Origin of the sequence: Cohnella sp. 56, assembly GCF_037963805.1 — a bacterium.
Taxonomy (GTDB): domain Bacteria; phylum Bacillota; class Bacilli; order Paenibacillales; family Paenibacillaceae; genus Cohnella.
Window position 1 is genome coordinate 178,682 of the sequence record NZ_JAZDQE010000008.1, and the last position, 19,822, is coordinate 198,503.

The window sequence follows — 19,822 nt, forward strand, 5'->3', positions numbered from 1 at the left end:
TGTTTGGAAACGCTGTCTCCCGGGTAACAATCCGTATAACCAACTCATGCACAGGAAGGGAGAGGCTCTGTATGGATCGCAATACGGAAGGCTGGAGCGACAAGATCAAAGGTGCAGTCAACCAGGCGAAGGGCGAGGCCAAGGATCAATGGGGCAACCTCACCGATGACGCGGGACTGCAGGCCAGAGGCAAGTGGGACAAAGTCAAGGGCAAGGTGCAGCAGGAGATCGGCGAGTGGAAGGAAAACACCAGAGATCGCACCGATCGCTAAGCGCCGCGTGCATTCTTCTATTATATAGGTTCTTGCCGGTTGAAGCCGGCGGGACGCATTTGGACACAGCCGAGGGGGCTGTGTCTTTGCGGTTGTGGGTTGTGGAGGCGGCAGGAACAGAGCATCGAAGGGGCGATACGGATTGCTGTTCTAATCTGCACGCTGTCCGCATAGGATGATCCCAAGCTCGGATTCGGACAGGCGTGCGCCTGAAGGGACGATCAATATGGAAAAGAAGGCGGCGATCCGTATAATACCCGTCAAATACCCGCTCGATATGAAGCAGTTGTCGGGGTTCACGTTACTGTTCTTGCTGTCTCTCGGCAATCTGCTGCATCAAGCCGACGGCTCGCTCTGGTATATGCACGGCGCGCTGGTGGCTTTTTCGGCCGGCTGTCTGGTGTACCTGCTGGTGCGCCGAACGGCGCTGAAGGCCGAGATGGTATTGGCAGGCAGCCGCCTGACAGTGAACGGCGTCACGCTGACCGGCGAGGCGCTGCGGGAGCTGCGCATCCATCGCGGACTCGTCGGTCTGCTGCCGCGGGGCAAGCGCGTCGTGCCGGTGCGCCTGTGTCTGGATCTGGAGGACAGGAGCGCGGGCCTCCTGCTGCTTCGCTGGGCGGAGAAGCAGGGCGTGCCCGTCAGGCAGGGACGGTTTATGCACTGGCTGTAGAAGAGCCGACCCGGTGAAGGGAGCCCCGGTCTCTTTAGTCCCCTTCGGAATCGATGATCGACTTGCCTGCGACGAATAGTGCGGCGATACCCGCCGCCATGCAGAACGACAGGATGACAATATAAAGCATGCGGTTCACCTCCGGCATTTTATGCTAACGATTCAGGATGGCGAAAAAAACGGCCAGCACGATGGCGACGCACAATACATAAATCAAGCCGAGCCGGGTCCACTTCTTGCCTGTGCCGCTGCCGTAGCCGGTGTTCTCGCTGCGGTTCGCATTCGACCAGCCGACGGCCAGCGTGGCCGCGAATCCGGCGGCCATGACGAACACCACCGCGCCGATCAGATAGGCGACGTTCATGGTTGGCGCACCTCCTTGCGGTTTTGCTACCAGCATAGGAGGCTTTTCGTTTGTCCGCATCCTCCAATTCGCCGGTTTTGCAGCCCATCCAATTCATCCTCCAATCGGACAGGCCTCCGATCTGATAGCTGTCCGATCTTAGAGCTGTCCGATCTGACAGATCTAAGATCGACAGCCCCCTGATCGGCAGCTGCCGGCGGACGCTCTTCCTTGCCCGTCGGGACGGAACAGCGGATAATGGAGGTCATGGAGGGATGCAGCGTGTGGCTACCCGATCGAAGTCTGGACAAGCCGGTATACAGGCAGATCGCCGACTACTTCGAGCAGCGGATCGGGCGGGGAGAGCTGACGGCAGGCACTGCGCTGCCAGCGGAGCGCAAGCTGGCTGCCGAGCTGGGAGTCAACCGGACGACCGTAATCCAGGCCTATGAGGAGCTGCGGGCTTCGGGCCTGGTCGTGCGGAAGGTCGGCAGCGGGACGCTCGTCGCGGGAACGGAGCCGGAGGCGGACGCTTCCCCGCTGCGCTCGGCCGATTGGCGGAAGTATCTCGATGTCGGGACGATGCTGCCCAATTCGGACGCGATGCGGCGCATCCGATCCGGCTTGCGCAAGGATGCCGGACTGGTGAATTTTGCGAGCGGGGAATTGGCGGACACTTTGTTCCCCGGGGAGACGGTCCGCGGTATTTTTGCCGGCCGGCCTTACGACGGCCCGCTCGGGTACGACGACCCGCAGGGCTACGGTCCGTTTCGCGAGGCGCTGGCCTCTTTTTTGTGGCGGCATCTGCGCATCGGGACGTCGGCCTCTTCGCTGCTCATTACGTCAGGTTCGCAGCAGTCGCTTTTTTTGATCATGCAATGTCTGCTGAGCCAGGGCGACGCGGTGGCGGTGGAGACGCCTTCGTACTGTTTCTCCCTGCCGCTGCTTCAATCGGCCGGGCTGCGGGTGTTTCCGCTTCGCGTAGGCGCGGAAGGCATCGATCCGGACGACGTTGTGCGGCTGCATCGCAGGCACAAGCTCAAGATGCTTTTCTTAAATCCGAATTATCAGAATCCGACGGGAACGGTACTGTCCGCCGAGCGAAGGGCGAGGCTGCTGCGGATCGCGGAGGAAGCGGGCATACCGATCGTGGAGGACGACCCGTTCAGCCTGACCGCGTTCGACGGCAAGCCGCCGCTGCCGCTGAAGGCCGAGGACCCGGGCGGACGAATCTTGTATGTCGGGTCCTTGTCCAAAGTGGCGGCTTCGGGGCTGAGGGTCGGATGGCTGGCGGGACCCCAGGAGATCGTATCGAGGCTGGCGGACGCCAGGCAGCAGATGGACTTCGGGATGAGCGTCATCCCGCAGTGGCTCGCCGCCAAGCTGATCGAAGGAGATGCCTTCGACCGGCAGATCGGCTGGCTCAGGGGACAATTGGCCGGTCGCATGGACGAGCTGCGGGCCAGCCTCGACTATCATCTGCCCGGGCTTGTGTCCTATGTGCCGCCGGCTGGCGGCTTGAATCTGTGGGTCCGGTGGCTGGGCCCAGGTGATCCGCGGCAGCTCCGGACGCTGGAGCGCGCGATGTCGGCAGGCGTGGCCTATGTGCCGGGACAGGTATTCGGCGCGGAGGAATCGAGCCTGAGGCTATGCTACGCGAAGCCGGCGGACGGAGAGATCGAGCGCGGCGTCATAAGGCTGAAGGAGACGCTGCTCGGCGGCTAGCATGTGCGGAGGCGCGTCTTCGGCGGCACTGGGCCGGAGGAGTCGCCTCGCGACGCCATCCGGCCCGGAGTTTATGCCGATCAGAGTTTATGCCGATCAGGCTATACGTTTATACGGCGACCCGCTGTTCGCGGAGCCGTTTCATTTTGCGCCGATGGAGGACCCACAGGACCGAAGCGAGCGCCATATAGGCAAGCACGAAGGCGGCGATGTCGGTCGTTCCCCACGGCACGGGAGCGTTAAACAAGAAATACAGGCTCGCGCCTGCGCCGATGGCGGCAGCTTGGTAGGGCACGATCATCGCCGGAGAGGCGGACAGCTTCGCGAGCTCGGCCGGCACATGCGCGCCGTTCAGCCGCTTGGCTCCCCGCCACAGGCGCCATACGCTTGGCAGGGAAGACAGCCAGATGCCGAGTGCCGGCAGCGCGATCAGCGGCAGATGCAGCGCGGCACGGCCGGTCCAGAAGGCGCTGTCATACGAACGCGTCATGAGGCAGACCGCGGTTGCCGCGCTGATCGCCGCCAGCGAAGCGAAGACCGTCCACGACAGCAGCTTGCGCGATCTGCGGGCGAGCCGCTCCGCCGACCCGAAGTACAAGAGCCGGGAAGCCTTGCTGCCGGCCGTCCATGCGAACGCGAGCAGGAGCAGCAAAAATGCGGACTCCATGCCGAATAGGGCGCTGTACACGATAATTCCTCCGTTCTCGTCGTTAACTACTGCTATCATAACCCGCCGACACGGTCCGCCGGCACGTACCCGGGATATAGTTGGGCTCCGACCTCGGACGGGGCGAGCGATCGACCTGGGGAGGGCGGCGGGAGAGGCAATGTTGTCAGGTTAGCTGCAAATATACAGTTAATCTCCGTGGTGGCGGCATTTATCGGAGCGATAGCTGCGAATATACAGTTAATCTCGCGAAAATCGACCGTCATCCGGCTCAGACTCGAAAATAACTGTATAAATGCAGTTATCGCCGCCAGATGTCCTGTCGCAGGAGAAATAACTGCGGTTTGGCAGTTATCTCCCCTTTCAAGGCTGTGTTGCACGAACGGTTTGGGGAAGAACTTCAACGTAGCCGCATCCCTGTTGTCCAGGATCGCTCGTTCACACGCAACAAACAGACCAAGGACAATACATTCATGAAGACCACGCGCCGGGGAGCGTCAGGATCGCGCGGGGGAGCGACAGGATCCTTAACCTGACAACATTGGCGGGAGAGGGGAGAGCGCCCGCGAGAGCGCCTTCGAGAGCTCCCGGGACCGCCCCGAACCGTGCGGTTCCCGCGCCAGCCGGCGCGGCAGCGCGCAGCCAAGGCCGTCTGCCTCCGGACAGCCCGAGCGACCGGCAGGTGCGGAAAAAATGCGCCGACGCGGGTCGCGGCGCCGCCTCTCCGAAGCTTTGCAACTTCGCCCCTGCCCCGATATAATTAAGAGCAACCTGCGGCAAGCCGCATAGGTGAGGAGAAATATCGCGATGAACGACGGGTACGGAAGCGGCGAGCGTGCCGCCGGCGTCCATGAATATACGCTTGAGCTGCGGTCCGAGGCGGATACGGTGCAGCTGGCCGAGCGTCTGGCGGATTTGTGCGTCCCAGGCGCGCTGATCGCGCTGGACGGCGATCTCGGCGCGGGCAAGACCCGGTTTGCGAAGGCTTTTGCCGCCGCATTGGGCGTGCCCGGGATGGTGAACAGCCCGACATTCACAATCGTGAAGGAATACGAGGACGGCAGATTGCCGTTCTATCATATGGATGTCTATCGCCTGTCGCTGGAGGAGGCGGACGAGCTGGGGCTGGAAGAATACTTCGAAGGCAACGGCGTCTCGCTCGTCGAGTGGGCGTCGCAGATCGCGCCGCTCCTGCCCCCGGAGCGCCTGCATATCCGGCTCGAGCTGACCGGTGCCGAGAGCAGGCTGGCAGTCATCAGGCCGCTCGGCGCACGATATGAAGCATGGTGCGGGGAACTGAACCTCCGGTCGGCGGAGGAAGGAGGAGAACGGCGATGACAATAGGCGGCAGAGAGCAGTCGCCGGCGGGAAGTCCGCTGGTGCTGTGCTTCGACACGTCCACAGCCGTATTGGCCGCCTCGGTCTGCCGCGGCGCCGAAGTGCTCGCGAGCCGGCATTCGCATGCCGAGCGCAATCACGCCGTGCGGATCGTCTCCGATCTGAAGGCGCTGCTGGCGGAAGCGGGCGCCGGAGCGGCGGACGCGATCGCGGTCGGGCGCGGTCCGGGCTCATACACAGGCGTGCGCATCGGCGTGTCCGCGGCCAAGACGCTGGCCTGGGCTTGGGACAAGCCGCTCGTCGGCCTCTCCAGCCTGGAGACGTTGGCGATGTCGGCCGGGCCCTATTTGCGCGGGGAAAACACAGCGGCGGATAGCGATGCGAATGCGGACGCCAGGGCGAGTGCGAGCGACGCGGAGCAGTTGAAGGACACCGACAACCGGGTCGCGCACACGCCGGGACAACCCGTCTGGGTCGTCCCGATCATGGACGCCAGGCGCGGGCAAGTGTACGGTGCGCGCTTCGAGACGACGGACGGTGCGGCTTGGCGCCGGCTGGACGAGGACGGCATCAGGCTCATCGGCGAATGGGGCAGCGAGCTGGCCGACCGCGCGCTGGACACAGGCGTCAGGCTGCTGTTCGTCGGCGAGACGGCCCCGCACGAGCGGGCGATCGCGGCGCTGCCGGGCGCATCCGCACTGCCGCTGGCGATGGATGCGGGCACGATGGGGCTGCTCGCGTCGGCGCGTCTGGCACAGGGTCTCACCGACGACGTTCATAGCTTCGCGCCCAACTATACGCAGCTGACCGAAGCGGAGACCAAGCTCGGCGGCGCCCGGACGGAGGGACAGCCTTGAGCGACAGGATCGAGTTTCGGTCGATGACGCTGGCGGACATTGATTCGATCGTCGAGATCGAACGGGAGGCTTTTACCGCGCCGTGGACGGCCGAAGCTTTTCATAACGAATTGACGCAAAATTTGTTTGCCAAGTATATGGTAATGGCGCAAGGCGACAAGGTGCTCGGCTACGGCGGCATGTGGCTGATCGTGGACGAGTCGCATGTCACGAACATCGCGGTCCGCGAGGCTTATCGGGGCCGCGGGCTCGGCGAGCGGCTGCTGCGCGAGATGATGAAGACGGCGAGCTGGCTTGGCGCGGCGCGCATGACGCTCGAGGTGAGGGTGTCGAACGAGCGTGCGCAGCGTCTGTACCGCAAGCTCGGCTTCGGTCCGGCAGGGCTGCGACCTGGCTATTATTCGGACAACAACGAGGACGCGCTCATCATGTGGGCGGATCTGCACCCGTCGCTCGGCCGCGAGAGCGAGGGGATATCGTCATGACGTCGGCTGAAAATAAAAACGGAAGCCTGCTGCTGGCCATCGAGACGAGCTGCGACGAAACCTCGGCAGCCATCGTACGGGACGGCCGCACGGTGCTCTCCAACATCGTCTCGAGCCAGATCGAGACGCATCGGCGCTTCGGCGGCGTCGTACCCGAGATCGCCTCGCGCAAGCATGTCGAGAGCATCACGATGATCGTGCAGGAGGCGCTGACGGAAGCCGGCGTATCGCGGCAGAACATCGACGCGGTCGCCGTCACCCAGGGGCCGGGCCTGATCGGGGCGCTGCTCGTCGGCGTCGTGGCCGGCAAAGCGCTGGCGATGGCCTGGGACGTGCCGCTCATCGGCACGCACCATATAGCGGGTCATATTTACGCGAACCGTCTGATCGGGGAGATCGTATATCCCGCGCTGGCGCTGGTCGTATCCGGCGGCCATACCGAGCTCGTGCTGCTGCCGGAGGAAGGCGTCTTCCGTATCATCGGCCGTACGCGCGACGATGCGGTCGGAGAGGCGTACGACAAGGTCGCGCGTGCCCTGTCCTTCCCCTATCCGGGAGGTCCGCATGTGGACAAGCTGGCCTGGCAAGCCGAAGAAGAGATCGCGCTGCCGCGCGCCTGGCTGGAGGAGGGCTCGTACGACTTCAGCTTCAGCGGTCTCAAGTCCGCCGTACTCGCGGAGATCAACCGGGCCAAGATGAAGGGGCTGGAGCCTTCCTTCGCCGCGCTCGCGCGCGGATTCCAGAACTCGGTGGTCGACGTCGTGACGACCAAGGCGATGCGCGCCGCCTCCGAATTCGGCGCCCGCCAGATGCTGCTATGCGGAGGCGTCGCGGCGAATCGCGGCATTCGCGAACGGCTGGCCGCCTTGTGCGAGGCGGCCGCACTGCCGCTGCTCGTGCCGCCGATGGCGCTCTGCAGCGACAATGCCGCCATGATCGGCGCGGCTGCCGAGCTGAAGTGGCGCAGAGGACAGTTCTCAACGCTCGATCTGGCCGCCTCCGCGCAGGTGTCGCTGGAGGAATGGTCGGTCTAGCGGCTTGTCGCGAGACGCCGGTTCAGCATGCCGACTTCAGAGAGGGGCCGCGATCCAATGGACAAATACTGGATCAAGCTGCTAGCCGGCTTTATGTTGATTACCGCCCTCCCCATTTATTGGCTGGTAATCGATCTGCATACGGCGACATCGGATTCGTTGCCTTCGGCCGAGCGCGGCACGATCGATCTGAGGCGATGGGACTTTGAACGCCGCGGGGCGCTCCGGCTGAACGGAGTCTGGGAGCTGTATCCCGGCCAGCTGCTTCCTGCGGATGATGCAGGCGCGATGCGAGCACCATCCGCTCCGCCCGTCCGGCAGCCGGCCGATATCAAGGTGCCCGGCGACTGGAATGGAGCGCCCGGCCTGTCGTCGGGGCTCGGCGCCGCGACCTATCGCCTGCGGCTGCTCTTGCCGTCCGATACCCACGGCACATACGGCATTCGGATGACGAATATCCGGATGTCCAGTGCGATCTATGTCAACGGGGAGCCGATCGGCGCGAGCGGCCGTCCGGGGCTGTCACGCGCGGATACCGTGCCGGGCAATACGCCGTTCGCCGGCTACTTCACACTGAATTCGTCTGCGGTCGATATTGTCGTCCATACGGCCAACTTCAGCTATTCATCCGGAGGCATCGTACTGCCGGTCTGGTTCGGACTGCAGAGCGACATCGTCGCTCAACGGGAGTCCGCCCTGTTCGAATATTGGCTGACGGCCGGCGGCTTTCTTATTCCCGCGCTCTTTTTTCTGCTGTTTTACCGGCTCCGCCGGCGTGAAGCGCCCTTGCTGCATATCGGCGCTTTTTGTGCGTTCAGCCTCGTGTACGTGCTGACGCACGGCGAGAAAAACATGCTCGCGCTACTGCCGCACATTCCGTACGAAGCCGTGCTCCGCATCCAACTGATCTCCTCCAACTTCGTTTATTATTTTCTGGCGCGTTATGTCGTCCTTCTCTACCCGCAGTTCGGCGTACGGCTGATCAATCGCTCGATGATTGTCATCGTCGTCGCGCTGACGGCAGTCGGACTGTTCATGCCAACCTACCTATTCTCGCGGGGCGAGCTGCTGTTGCTGCTGTTCGCGCTGTCGGTGACGGCTTATATCGTACATATCCTCATCCGGGCTATCCTGGCCCGAAGCGCCCAGGCGCTCGTCCTGGCGATCAGCTTGCAGAGCATCTTGTGCATGCTGGCGGTCTATTTGCTCTACGGCTTCGGAAGAATGGAGAGCCAGACGCTGCTGCCGTACGAGATCATCTGCTTCGTCGTATCCCAGGCATATCTGCTCGTCTCCCGGTTCGCAGACCTGCTGCGGCATTCGGAGCGCATCTCCGAGCGCCTGCTTCGTCTGGACGAGATGAAGGACGAATTCATGCTCAATACGTCGTATCAGATTCGCGAGCCGCTCCGGACGATACGCAATATGGCGCTGTCGGACCGCGCTCCGGCGGCCGAGCCGGAGCGGGAGGAGACCGAAGCGGCGGATATTCGTCTGTCTTCGATCGAGGTGGTGGCGCGCCGTCTCTCTTATCTGGTCGACGATATGATCGATTACAGCCTGTTGAAGAGCGGCGAAGTCGATTATCGCCCTGCACCCGTGCGATTGGCGCTGCTGCTGCGGTCGGTGTGCGAGACGCTGCCCGCCGGGGCTGCGGTCGTACCCGCGAACGGACAGACGGTCTCTGCCGAGCTCGCGATCATGGGCGATGCGAAGCGGCTCGGACAGATCGTGTACAACCTGCTAGACGGCGCCTCCCGGCATGCCGACGGCCGGGGCGTTCTGGTGAGCGCAGCGAGAGAAGGCGACCGCGCCGTCTTGACGATCTCGGCTTCGCATCTCGGGGGGCTATGGGAGATGAATAGCGACGAGCCATTGCCCGGCTTGCCGTCCGCACCGGAAGGGAGCGAGGCTGCCGAGGCGCTGCGGCTGTCGGTGACGAAGCGGCTGATCGAGCTGGGCGACGGCCGATACAGCCGGCGCCGGCCGGCGGACGGCATGCAGGCAATCGAAGTATCGTGGCCGGTCGCCGCCGATGCCCCGTTCGCAGACGAACGTGAGACGGGGGATGACGGTCGCTCGGATCGGCGCATGACAGAGACTGCGGCGCTCATGGTCGCGGCGGCGGCGGAAGCGACAGAGAGGACCGCGTACGAGGGCACGGCTGCACGATCCGAGGCCGCGGCGGTACGATCCGAGGGCACGGTGCTGATCGCGGGAGGCGACGCGCTGGGCGCGTCCGTCACGGCTCATCTGCTCGGCGCGGAAGGCATCGTCATCGCGAAGGCGGGTAGCGGGGCGGAAACGCTGTCGATGCTGCAGCGCGGGCAGGGCTGCGACCTGGTCATCGCCGATCTGTTTATGAACGATATGTCGGGGTTGTCGCTCACCCGCGCGATCAGAGAGCGCTATGCGCTCTCCGAGCTGCCCGTCCTGCTGCTGTCCGAAGGCAGGCGGCCGGACGAAGCGCTGGCGGCTTTTCAAGCGGGCGCCAACGACATACTGGTCAAGCCGTATGACACGGCGGAGCTGAGCGCGCGCGTAGGCACCTTGCTTGCGCTGCGTCGGTCCGTGCGCGGCCTGGTGCGCACGGAGACTGCTTTTTTGCAGGCGCAGATCAAGCCGCACTTCCTTTTTAACGCGCTGAACACGATTATGACCGTATGCCGTCTGGACCCTGCGCAGGCCGAGACGCTGCTGCTGGAGTTGAGCCGCTATCTCAGAGCCAGCTTCGACTTCGGCAATCTGGAGCAGCGCGTGCCGCTTCGCAAGGAGCTGGAGCTGGTCCGATCGTATCTGGCGATCGAACAAGCCAGGTTCGGCGAGAGGCTGCGGATCGTCTACGAGATCGAGGCCGGTCCAGGCTCGCCCGTACCGCCGCTCGCGATTCAGCCGCTCGTCGAGAATGCGGTCCGTCACGGCATCATGAAGAAGCCCGAAGGCGGCACGGTGCGCATCTCGGTGACAACGGCCGACGGCGGATGCGCGGTAACGGTCTCTGACGACGGCGTCGGCATTCCGGCGCAGGTGCTGGCGGACATCGGAGAGCGGCGCGAGACGGGGGGCGTCGGTCTCATCAATATCGGACAGCGTCTTAAGCTGCTGTACGGCAGCAAGCTGCATGTCGAGAGCTGGCCGGGCGAAGGAACCCGCGTCAGCTACTGGATACCGGGAGGCGTCTGGGATGAAGGCGATACTGATTGACGACGAAAGACATGCGCTTCTTCAGTTGCAGTGGCTGCTTGAAAAGGAGTCCGATATCGCGATCGTCGGTTCCTATCAGACGGCTGCCGAGGGAATCGCGCATTTGCGCCGGGAGCCGGTCGATCTTGTCTTTTTGGATATGGAGATGCCGGGGATGAGCGGACTGGAGGCGGCTGCCGCGTTGGCGGATCCGGGGGGCGGGCCGCGGGTCGTATTCGTAACCGCCTATGCCTCGTACGCGCTCGAAGCCTTTGAGGTGAACGCACTCGATTATGTGCTGAAGCCGATCGATCCCATCCGCTTCGCCAAGACGCTGGCACGCATTCGCGAGACGCTGGGCGGTGATGCCGGTCCTCCGGAGGTACAGCCGGAACGATACGCGGTGCAGACATTCGGCCAGTTCGCGATCGCCCCCGCGGCGATGGACGGCGCCAAGCTCAGATGGCGGACGCTGAAGTCCAAGGAGCTGTTCGCTTATATGCTTCAGCATCGCGATCGCTGGTTGCCGCGCGGCCTGCTGCTCGAAGAGCTATGGCCGGCGTACGAAGCTGACAAGGCGCTCGTCCATCTGCATACCGCCGTCTATCAGGTTCGGCAAGCGCTCAAGAGCTTCGCGGATGCCGCTTCGCTCGACTACTCGCTGGAGAGCTACCGGCTCGCGGGCGGAGGGCTGGAGAGCGATGCCGACCTGTTCGAGCGGGATGCGGAAAAAGCGTTGTCCGGCGCGTGGACGCCCGCAGCGTACGAATCCGCCTTGAAGTGCTGGACGCTGTACCGCGGACATTATCTGGAGCAGGAAGACTTCGGATGGGCGCAGCCGCGCGCAGAGCGGCTGCTGCAGGCCTATGTCGAGCTGGCCGAGAGGCTCGTCCGCCATGAGTTGAAAGAAGGCAAGGCCGGAATGGCGCTCAGGCGGGCAAGGCGGTCCTGCGAGCTGGCGCCGTTCTCCGAGCAGATGGCAGCGTCGGAGCTGCATTGTCTGCTGGCATCCGGAGACACGGCGGGCATGAAGCGCAAGTACGAGACCTTTTACGCCTATATCGAGCGCGAGCTTGGGGAGGCGCCTTCAGAGGCATTCAGGCAAGCTTATGCGGCTCTGGCGGGAGCATGACACCGAAGCGCCTGCCGAGATACGTAAGTTAAGTGGCATGATCAGAATCGGTTCAACGCTGTTTGCTATAGTTTACCTGCCGAGGAAATTCGACATTTTCTAAGACAGGGGCTGGGTAAATGAGCGTTAAAAAGGGTTGGACTCGCATAATGAGCGTGCTGCTTGCTGTTGCGGTGGCATGGTCCGGCATGACGGTGGGAGCGGGCAGGGCTGCTGCCACTTCGAGCTGGCGCGATGTGACGGGTGATGCAGGGGCCTACGCGAGAGAGATAGTCGTGAATGACAATCATGTGTATATGCTGGACGCAACAACCAAGCAAATAAAAGCGCGCGGCTATACCGAGTCGAGCTGGAAAACCTATGCGACGCTCACGAATGTCACAAACCCGATTGGGATGGCTTTCCATGGAAACGCAGTTTATGTCGTCGACTACGGCAACAACAATGTCACGCCCAAGGTCCCCAGCAAAGTAATCTATAGCTCCGACAATGGGCAGACCTGGACCGAATTATCCGCCCCGAGCGGAGGGTATTCGGATACGCCTTATTATCAGTATTTGCTGCAAGGAATCTTTTTTGACGCTTCCGACAATTTGTACGTATACACGGCGGTCAGCATCTTCAAGCGGACGCCGGCCGGCGTCTGGTCCAAAGTAGATAAAATGGCAGATGTGCAATACGGCAACGTATACCGGATTCAGGATGCCATTGCGGATGCGAACGGCAACTTGTTGGCGAGCATTACGACAGCCAACTACTTTAACGCAACGAGTCCGAGCAAAAGCGAAGTTTTCATGTACAATACCGCTACTTCCAGCTGGGTGAGCAAGTGGACTTCACCCTATGTATACGGCACGTTGTTCAGTGATCCCGACGGCAGCCTTTTCTTTGCGCCGGCTTTCAGTATGTTTATGATGTCGCCAATGACGGCCAAAGATATTTACAAACTGCAAATGGACGGTACTCAGATAAATGCAACAATCGCTAAGACAGCTGACAGTCCACAGTTTTTCGGCTTCAGTGCGGCATCAGACGGAACTTTCTTTTTCTTAGCCAATAATACGAATCCTCCCGTTATCCGCACCGACCATCCCACATTCGGTACGGGCAAATCTGCCCCTTCGCTGACCGCCGACACGACGAACAACGACACGGCACATGCCATCGAGCTTACATTCGCCGACGATGCCGACTGGCGGGATGCAATTACCGGTGTTACAGCTCGCCAAAGCGGCGGCGCGGCTTCTCCTGTCAATTACATGGTGGAGGCGGAGAAGTTGAGCGTTACCGGATTGACTACGGCAGGCGACTTCATCATCGAAGTCAAGGCGACCGGCTATGCGGACGCGACAGTCCTCCAGACGGTTATGCAGGCCGTGACGCCAACGCTAACCGCCGACACGACTGACAACGATACGGCACATGCCATCGAGCTTACATTCGCAGAGGATGAGGTTTGGCGCTCGGCGATTACGGGCGTCACAGTCTCCCGCAACGGGGGCGCGGCCGTTCCGATTTATGTTGCGGGCGAGAATGGCAAGCTGACCATCGGTCCTCTGGACAAAGCAGGGACCTACGAGATCAAGGTTAACGCTACCGGCTATGCGCCTGCAACCGTCTCGCAATCGGTATCGCTTGTTCCTTCCGTCTGGTACGAGCTCGATCCGAACAGAGAGCTGCCGGCGACGATCAACTCGGTCTTCGTAGGCGACGATCAGACCGTCTACGCGCTTCCGAGCACGCTGGATAAAGCGATTTATTACAAAGGCTTGCAGGATGCTTCGTGGCAAAAAATTCAGCTTCCGTTCGATATGATGACCATGCTGGTAGGATTCCAGATTCGCTCCGGTATGTGGTACTTGACGACCGTCAACCTGACGGACGGAATTCGGGTACAGTACAGCTCGAATCAAGGACAGACCTGGGATGCGTTCCCGGCGCCTCCTGGAGGGAGTCAGGCGCAGGCTATTAATCCGGCCGTCGTAGACAAGAATGGCGATGTATACCTGAACAACGGCAAAAAAGTGTGGAAAATGAGCAATATGACGTTGAACTGGTCGGAGATCGCTTCGATTCCCGATACGAACGTGAAGGTGTACTCCATCACGGGGCTGGCAGCCTCATCGGACGGCACGCTCTACGCCACGATCAACGAGCAGCCGAAAAACGGCCCGTTCATCGGAACATCGGCGCTGTACAAGTATATCAATAACGAATGGACCAAGGTTGCCGACGGTCCGGAGCCTTTTCTCCGGTTGGCGACGGATAGCGCTTGGGGCATTCACGCATCCGTCTCGATGACAACGGGCATACAGCAGCCTGTACCCTATATTTATGACTTCGACGACTCGGACTTCGTACCGGGTGCTACGCTTGGCGATTATAACGATGCACTGTTCGGCATGACCGCCGAAGCCGGATATTATTATTCGCTGGATAAGGGCGTCATGACGCAGAACTCCGGACTGGTTCAGACGCTTAGAACGACCAACCCCCATTACATCGGGGCGAGCGCAGCGCCGCAGCTGCTGGCCGATACGACGGACAACGACGACAAGCATGCGCTGGAGCTTACCTTCGCGGACGATCCGGACTGGCGCGCGGCTGTGACGAACGTAACGGTAAAAAAGGGTGCGGAGGTCGTGCAGTCTTCGTATGATTTGTCGACAGGTCTTTTGAAGCTTGCCGATGGCTTGCCGGCCGGCACGTACACGATCGAGGTAACGGCGACCGGCTACGCCAAGGCGACCGTCACGCAGGTCGTCACGCGGACTGCGCCCGTGCTCGCCGCCGATACGACCGATAACGATACGGTGCACGATATCATCATTACATTCCCGGATAATCCGGTATGGCGCAGCTCTGTGACTGACGTCGTATACGACGGGGTCTCGGCTGCCTCGAGCATCTATACGCTGTCGGAAGGGGCGTTGACCTTCGCGCCGGGCACGCTGCCGGTAGGTACGGTGCAGCTGACGGTTAAGGCTGCGGGTTACCCGGATGCCCAAGTGACGCAGGCGATTGTCGATCCTTCACAACCGACGAATCCAATCGATCCGACGGACCCGACGAATCCGACCGATCCGACCGATCCGACGGACCCGACAGGCCCGAACGATCCGACGGACCAGACGGGTCCGAACGATCCGCCCCCGACGTATGTCGCTCCCACGCCATCGCCAACCTCGGAGATCGTCACCGCAGAGGTACGGGGCGGCAGTAAAGACGGCGCGCTCGTCACAAAGGTCGAGATCGTCCGCACGACAGACACGAAGGGCCGCAAGTCCGACGCGGTCAAGCTGACGGACGAACTGGCGGCCAAGTCCGCAGCACAGCTCAAGGCAGCCGGCTCCGACAAGGCTGTCATCGTCATCCCGGACGTCAAGGACGAGGTGGCCGAATTGAATCTCTCGCTGCCGCGTTCCTCGCTTCAGCAATTGACGGACGGCGGCATCGGGCTGACGATCGTGACGCGCGGAGCGACCATCTCGATTCCTGCCGCTTCGCTGAAGGCGTCTTCGGGAGACCTGTACTTCAGGGTCGTACCGGTCAAGGACGCTGCCGAGCAGCATGAAGTGGCTGACCGCGCCAAGGCGAACGGTGCACCCGCCGTCGGTTCCGGCATCTCCGTCATCGGCCGACCGATGACGATCGAGACCAATCTGCAGCGGCAGCCGGTGACGCTGACTCTGCCGCTCGGCGACTATCCTGCGGCCAAGGTGAATCTGCTGCGGATTTACATCGAGCATAGCGACGGTTCCAAGGAGTGGGTGAAGGGCGAGCTTGCGAAAGCTGAGGACGGTGGCACAGCCATTGCTTTCAACGTTTCTAAGTTCAGTACCTTTACTGTTATCGACAGCGCTGCCGGCTCGAACGGGATTGCTTATATTTACGGCTTCGGCGACGGCACCTTCCGACCGAATCAATCTGTCACCCGGGCCGAGCTGGCTGCGATGCTGGCGCGGTTGTACGGCGACGCATCCGTAAACGGCACGGTCTATGCTTCAACGTACAAGGATCAGGCCGGATTCGCCTCCTGGGCCGCCGAAGCGATCGGCCAGGCGACTGCGCTGAACCTCCTGCAAGGGTACGAAGATGGTACGTTCCGTCCCGGCAAAGCCGTGACGCGCGCCGAGGCTGCGACCTTGGTCGCACGAATCGCCGGCCTGTCTGCCGCTGCTCAAGCGGCGCCTTTCTCGGATACGAGCGAACATTGGGCGGCGGCCTCGATCTCCGCGGCAGCTGAGGCGGGATTGATGCGTGGCTACGAGGACGGTAGCTTCGCACCCGAGCGGGCGCTCACGCGCGCCGAAGCCGCCGTGCTGCTTAACCGGTTGACAGGGCGCATGCCTTCTTCCGGACAGGCTGCTCAACTTTGGTCGGACGTATCATTGGGGCATTGGGCGTTTGCCGATATCCAGGCCGCAGGGAGCAATGAATAGCTTGGCAGACTAAGAAAGCGTCCGGACGCATTCGACACGACCCAGTCGATCGTCCGGACGCTTTTATGCTGTATAGGGCATTACAAAATAATGGAAACCTTTTTGCAGCGGTCTCCGTCTTATGTGCAACAGGAGGCGAGCGCGATGCGCACAAGATGGCTGGCACTACTCGTTTTGACCGCGCTGCTGCTAAGCGGCTGCAGCCATATGGCCCACAATCCGTTTATGGGCCATGCCGACATCGATTGGGTCGATTTTGTCAAACTGGGCAAGGACAGCTATACGAGCGAATACGAAACGGTGCTGGCCGATCCTGCGCTCGTTACGGACGAGGTCGTCGGAACGGTGAAATTCAAGGTCGCGGACGTCGTCACCAACCCGAATTACCGGACGAAGCCGGGAGACGCCGCTTTTTTGCCCAAAGGCACGAAGCTGTTTCGTATTCAAGGATACGCGCCCGATGAGGCGATCGCGGCCGAGGACAAGACGCACATCGGGGGCTATCGCGTCTATGTGGAGGACGGGCAGCGCGACCGGCTGTCGCTCAGCTATATGCGTCTCCCCAAGGACAGCATCGAGCGGGTCGCCCTATTCGACAGCCAAGAGACCGAACCGTATCGAACGCTGATTGGAGATGAAAAGAATGCATTTATCCGCCTGCTCGATTCCGGCACGGATGTGTCCGGCTATTCTCCGGTGAACAGGTCGGGGGATGGGTTCAGCCGCATGATGGTTTTTTATACGGACAGTCCCTTCGCACTGGGCTGCTTCTTGTTTGATGACGGCACACAGGTTTATTTCTCGCCGGACGGTATCCGACTGATCGACGACGATATCAGGGAGCTGATCGCCCGTTAAGCGATCTTCCTAAAATCAGGTTGACTTCCGTCGTGGCGCTCGCATATAATAAGGACCAATCGAACAAACGTTAAACGCGTTGAACGGGAACAGTAGGGAACTCGCCTGAATCAGAGAGCTGCGGGATGGTGCGACGCAGCAGACGGCAACCCCGAACTCGCCCGGGAGCGGATCGGCTGAGCGCCTTCATGGCGTTAGGTCTGTACGGGTAGCCTCCGTCAGAGGGCGCGGCAGTGCGGTGTGTGCGCGCTGCTGCTAAGGTGGACCTTCGCTCGCCGCTTCGGCGTCCGGACGATCGTCAACGAGAGTGGTACCGCGGTAGGCCTTCGAGCCCGCCGTCTCTTAGGAGGCGGCGGGTTTTGTGTTTTTTATCGAACCGGCGCGGCACAATGATCACGACAATACAATCAACGCGATGAACAGGAGCAGTAGGAAAGGCCCGGGAATCACAGAGAGCTGCGGGATGGTGCGACGCAGCCGAAGGGCATCCGAATCTCGCCTGGGAGCGGATGGGCGGAACCCCGCCCGCGCGGCAAGCGCGCGGCGGCACTACGTTCATACGGCCGGCCCCCGATACAGGGCGCCGCCGGCTGACGGCATCTTTCCGGAAGGAACCGTCAGCCGGCGCATCGAGAGGGAGCGTGCTTCGTGCGTCTCCAATGAGAGTGGTACCGCGGCGGCCATCGAGCCCGTCGTCTCTTCTGACAGCATCAGGAGAGACGACGGGTTTTTTTGTTTGTCCGATGTCAATCCGCCGTGCGCCGGCAGGCGCAGTATGTTGTGCAAGCTGGAGAATCGCTGTTGCAGCAAGCTGCAGGATGTTTCGTTTCATACTCGGGGAGGCACCGTGCCAGGAGGCAGGGCTTCACCCGCTGTCCCACACAAGACTGACGATTCAGAATATTCGCACAAAAATGGAGGTTTTTTAAAATGACCAACGCCAACCCTAACCGCAACACCGCCGACGCAATCGCCGCAGCCTTGAATGCTCCAGCCGAAGCCGGCTCGATGACCCCATCCAACCCAGCGCCCGCCAAAAAAAGAATCCGCATCTTCGACACGACGCTGCGCGACGGCGAACAGGCGCCCGGCGCTTCGCTGAGGCCCGAGCAGAAGATCGTCATCGCCCGCCAGCTCGCTCGGCTCGGCGTGGACACGATCGAGCCCGGCTTCGCGATCTCGAGCCCCGGCGAGTTCGATGCGATCCGCCAGATCTCGCGGGAGCTGCAGCAGACGGAGATCTGCGGCTTCGCCCGCTGCGTCCGCGGCGACATCGACGCGGCAGTGGCGGCGACCGCGGACGCGGCGTTCAGGCGGCTGCATCTGTTCATCTCCTCCTCGCAGATTCATCTGGACTTCCAGCTGCGCAAGACGCAGGACGAAGTTGTGAACCAAGTGCGCGAGATGATCGCCTACGGCAAGCAGTTCGTCGAAGCGATCGAGTTTTCTCCGATGGACGCTTCCCGTGCCGACAGGGACTTCCTGTACCGCATCATCGAGGCTGCGATCGACGAGGGCGCCACGATCATCAACATTCCCGACACGATGGGCTACGCGCTGCCCGAGGAGTTCGGCCCGCTCTTCAGCGCGGTCCGTCAGCATGTCAGGGGCGGCGATCGGGTCGCCTACAGCACGCATTGTCACAACGATCTGGGGATGGCGCTGGCCAACAGCCTGGCTGCGATCCGCCACGGCGCCACGCATGTCGAGGTCAGCGTCAACGGCGTCGGGGAACGGGCGGGCAACTGCGCGCTGGAGGAGCTGGTCATGGCGATCGAGACGCGGGGCGAATCTCTGGGCATCGAGACGGGCATCCGCTCGTCCGAGATTTTCGAGACGTCGCGGATGGTCAGCCGGGCGATGAACTTCCCGATCTCCTTCAACAAGCCGATTGTCGGGCGCAATGCTTTCCAGCACGAGTCGGGCATCCACCAGGACGGCTTGCTGAAAAACCGCAATACGTACGAGATCATGGACCCGGAAGCCATGGGTATCCCGCGCAGCATGATTATTCTGGGCAAGCATTCCGGGCGGCATGCGATCAAGCATCGTGCGGCGGAGTATGGGATTCAGCTCGCGGAGCAAGAGCTGGAGGATGTGTACGCGCGCTTCAAGGAGAAGGCGGACGAGACGAAAATCGTGACGGACGACGTCCTGCTCCAGCTGGTCGGCGAATCGACGCAAGTGCAGATCGAGCCGTATACGCTGGTTGATCTGCAGGTGCTGGCGGGTACGAACCGGACGCGGATCGCTTCGGTGACGATCCGGCGGACCGAGGACGGCAGCGAGCGGACTTATACAGGTGCGGGCCAAGGACCGCTGGAGAGCGTCATCGGCTGCATTCGCGAAGCGATGCCTGCGGGCGCGGCGTTCGAGGATCTGGAGCTGCACTCGCTGTCCTCCGGCGAAGACGCGGCGGGAGAAGCCGTCGTGACGGTGCAGCATGCGGGGCGGCGCTTCCGCGGTACGGCGATTCACCGCGATATTATCCTGGCGGCAGCGCGCGCTTATGTCGCGGCGTGCAACAGCGCGATTATGGCGGTTGGGTCCGAGGCGCTCATGGAGTCGGGTGCCTGATCCGGCACCCTGTCAATGGTTGCGAATCCCAAATCGGGGTATGGAGGATGTGGGTAAAGTTATCCACATCCCCTGTGCGTAATGGGGATAAGTGATGGAAATGTGTTGGGAGAGTAAACGCGGTGTAATTTTGAAAACGGGGACGATATTTTCAAACCGGAAATATCAAAATTGGGGATTGTGGGGATAACGCTTCCCGGCTGCGCCTCGCCATGATGGCAGATTAATTAAAAATG

The 19,822-nt window shown here is 61.7% G+C and carries 14 protein-coding genes; 12 read left to right on the forward strand and 2 right to left on the reverse strand.

Features of this window, described 5'->3' with window-relative positions; translation table 11 throughout:
* Positions 1-71 precede the first annotated feature (71 nt).
* Positions 72-272: a CsbD family protein gene (locus VQ071_RS15800; protein ID WP_340515051.1), complete on the forward strand. Its 201-nt coding sequence runs from the start codon at positions 72-74 to the stop codon at positions 270-272.
* Between the two features lie 226 nt (positions 273-498).
* Entirely contained in the window at positions 499-945 is a 447-nt protein-coding gene (locus VQ071_RS15805) for a hypothetical protein (RefSeq protein WP_340515052.1), read from the forward strand.
* 154 nt (positions 946-1,099) lie between these two features.
* Here VQ071_RS15805 and VQ071_RS15810 read toward each other — a convergent pair whose 3' ends face one another.
* Positions 1,100-1,309, reverse strand: a complete 210-nt coding sequence (locus tag VQ071_RS15810) for a hypothetical protein (RefSeq protein ID WP_340515053.1) — start codon at positions 1,307-1,309, stop codon at positions 1,100-1,102.
* A gap of 261 nt (positions 1,310-1,570) precedes the next feature.
* On the opposite strand from VQ071_RS15810, the gene VQ071_RS15815 reads away from it, so the two are divergent.
* Positions 1,571-3,013: an aminotransferase-like domain-containing protein gene (locus VQ071_RS15815; protein ID WP_340515054.1), complete on the forward strand. Its 1,443-nt coding sequence runs from the start codon at positions 1,571-1,573 to the stop codon at positions 3,011-3,013.
* Positions 3,014-3,122: 109 nt separating this feature from the next.
* Here VQ071_RS15815 and VQ071_RS15820 read toward each other — a convergent pair whose 3' ends face one another.
* Complete coding sequence (locus VQ071_RS15820) at positions 3,123-3,701, reverse strand: hypothetical protein (protein WP_340515055.1); 579 nt, start codon at positions 3,699-3,701, stop codon at positions 3,123-3,125.
* A gap of 786 nt (positions 3,702-4,487) precedes the next feature.
* Here VQ071_RS15820 and tsaE point away from each other — a divergent pair.
* The 9 genes from tsaE (at position 4,488) to VQ071_RS15865 (ending at position 19,586) form a co-directional block, all read left to right on the forward strand.
* Positions 4,488-5,018, forward strand: coding sequence for a tRNA (adenosine(37)-N6)-threonylcarbamoyltransferase complex ATPase subunit type 1 TsaE (tsaE, locus tag VQ071_RS15825; protein WP_340515056.1), 531 nt, complete (start codon positions 4,488-4,490; stop codon positions 5,016-5,018).
* On the forward strand, positions 5,015-5,875 hold the full coding sequence (tsaB, locus tag VQ071_RS15830; protein ID WP_340515057.1) for a tRNA (adenosine(37)-N6)-threonylcarbamoyltransferase complex dimerization subunit type 1 TsaB: 861 nt from the start codon (positions 5,015-5,017) through the stop codon (positions 5,873-5,875). The genes tsaE and tsaB overlap by 4 nt, the downstream gene beginning before the upstream one ends.
* 23 nt (positions 5,876-5,898) lie before the next feature.
* Positions 5,899-6,360, forward strand: coding sequence for a ribosomal protein S18-alanine N-acetyltransferase (gene rimI, locus VQ071_RS15835; protein ID WP_445293297.1), 462 nt, complete (start codon positions 5,899-5,901; stop codon positions 6,358-6,360).
* Positions 6,357-7,394, forward strand: a complete 1,038-nt coding sequence (tsaD, locus tag VQ071_RS15840) for a tRNA (adenosine(37)-N6)-threonylcarbamoyltransferase complex transferase subunit TsaD (RefSeq protein WP_340515059.1) — start codon at positions 6,357-6,359, stop codon at positions 7,392-7,394. The genes rimI and tsaD overlap by 4 nt, the downstream gene beginning before the upstream one ends.
* 57 nt (positions 7,395-7,451) lie before the next feature.
* Positions 7,452-10,598: a histidine kinase gene (locus VQ071_RS15845; RefSeq protein WP_340515060.1), complete on the forward strand. Its 3,147-nt coding sequence runs from the start codon at positions 7,452-7,454 to the stop codon at positions 10,596-10,598.
* A complete protein-coding gene (locus VQ071_RS15850; protein WP_340515061.1) occupies positions 10,579-11,709 on the forward strand; it encodes a response regulator in 1,131 nt (376 codons plus the stop codon). The genes VQ071_RS15845 and VQ071_RS15850 overlap by 20 nt, the downstream gene beginning before the upstream one ends.
* 149 nt (positions 11,710-11,858) lie before the next feature.
* Positions 11,859-16,151 carry a hemoblobin-interacting domain-containing protein gene (locus VQ071_RS15855; protein WP_340515062.1) on the forward strand — a complete coding sequence of 1,431 codons (4,293 nt, stop codon included), beginning with the start codon at positions 11,859-11,861 and terminating at the stop codon, positions 16,149-16,151.
* Positions 16,152-16,295: 144 nt separating this feature from the next.
* Entirely contained in the window at positions 16,296-17,009 is a 714-nt protein-coding gene (locus VQ071_RS15860; RefSeq protein ID WP_340515063.1) for a hypothetical protein, read from the forward strand.
* A gap of 1,008 nt (positions 17,010-18,017) precedes the next feature.
* Positions 18,018-19,586: a 2-isopropylmalate synthase gene (locus VQ071_RS15865; protein ID WP_340515149.1), complete on the forward strand. Its 1,569-nt coding sequence runs from the start codon at positions 18,018-18,020 to the stop codon at positions 19,584-19,586.
* The last annotated feature ends 236 nt before the right edge of the window (positions 19,587-19,822 follow it).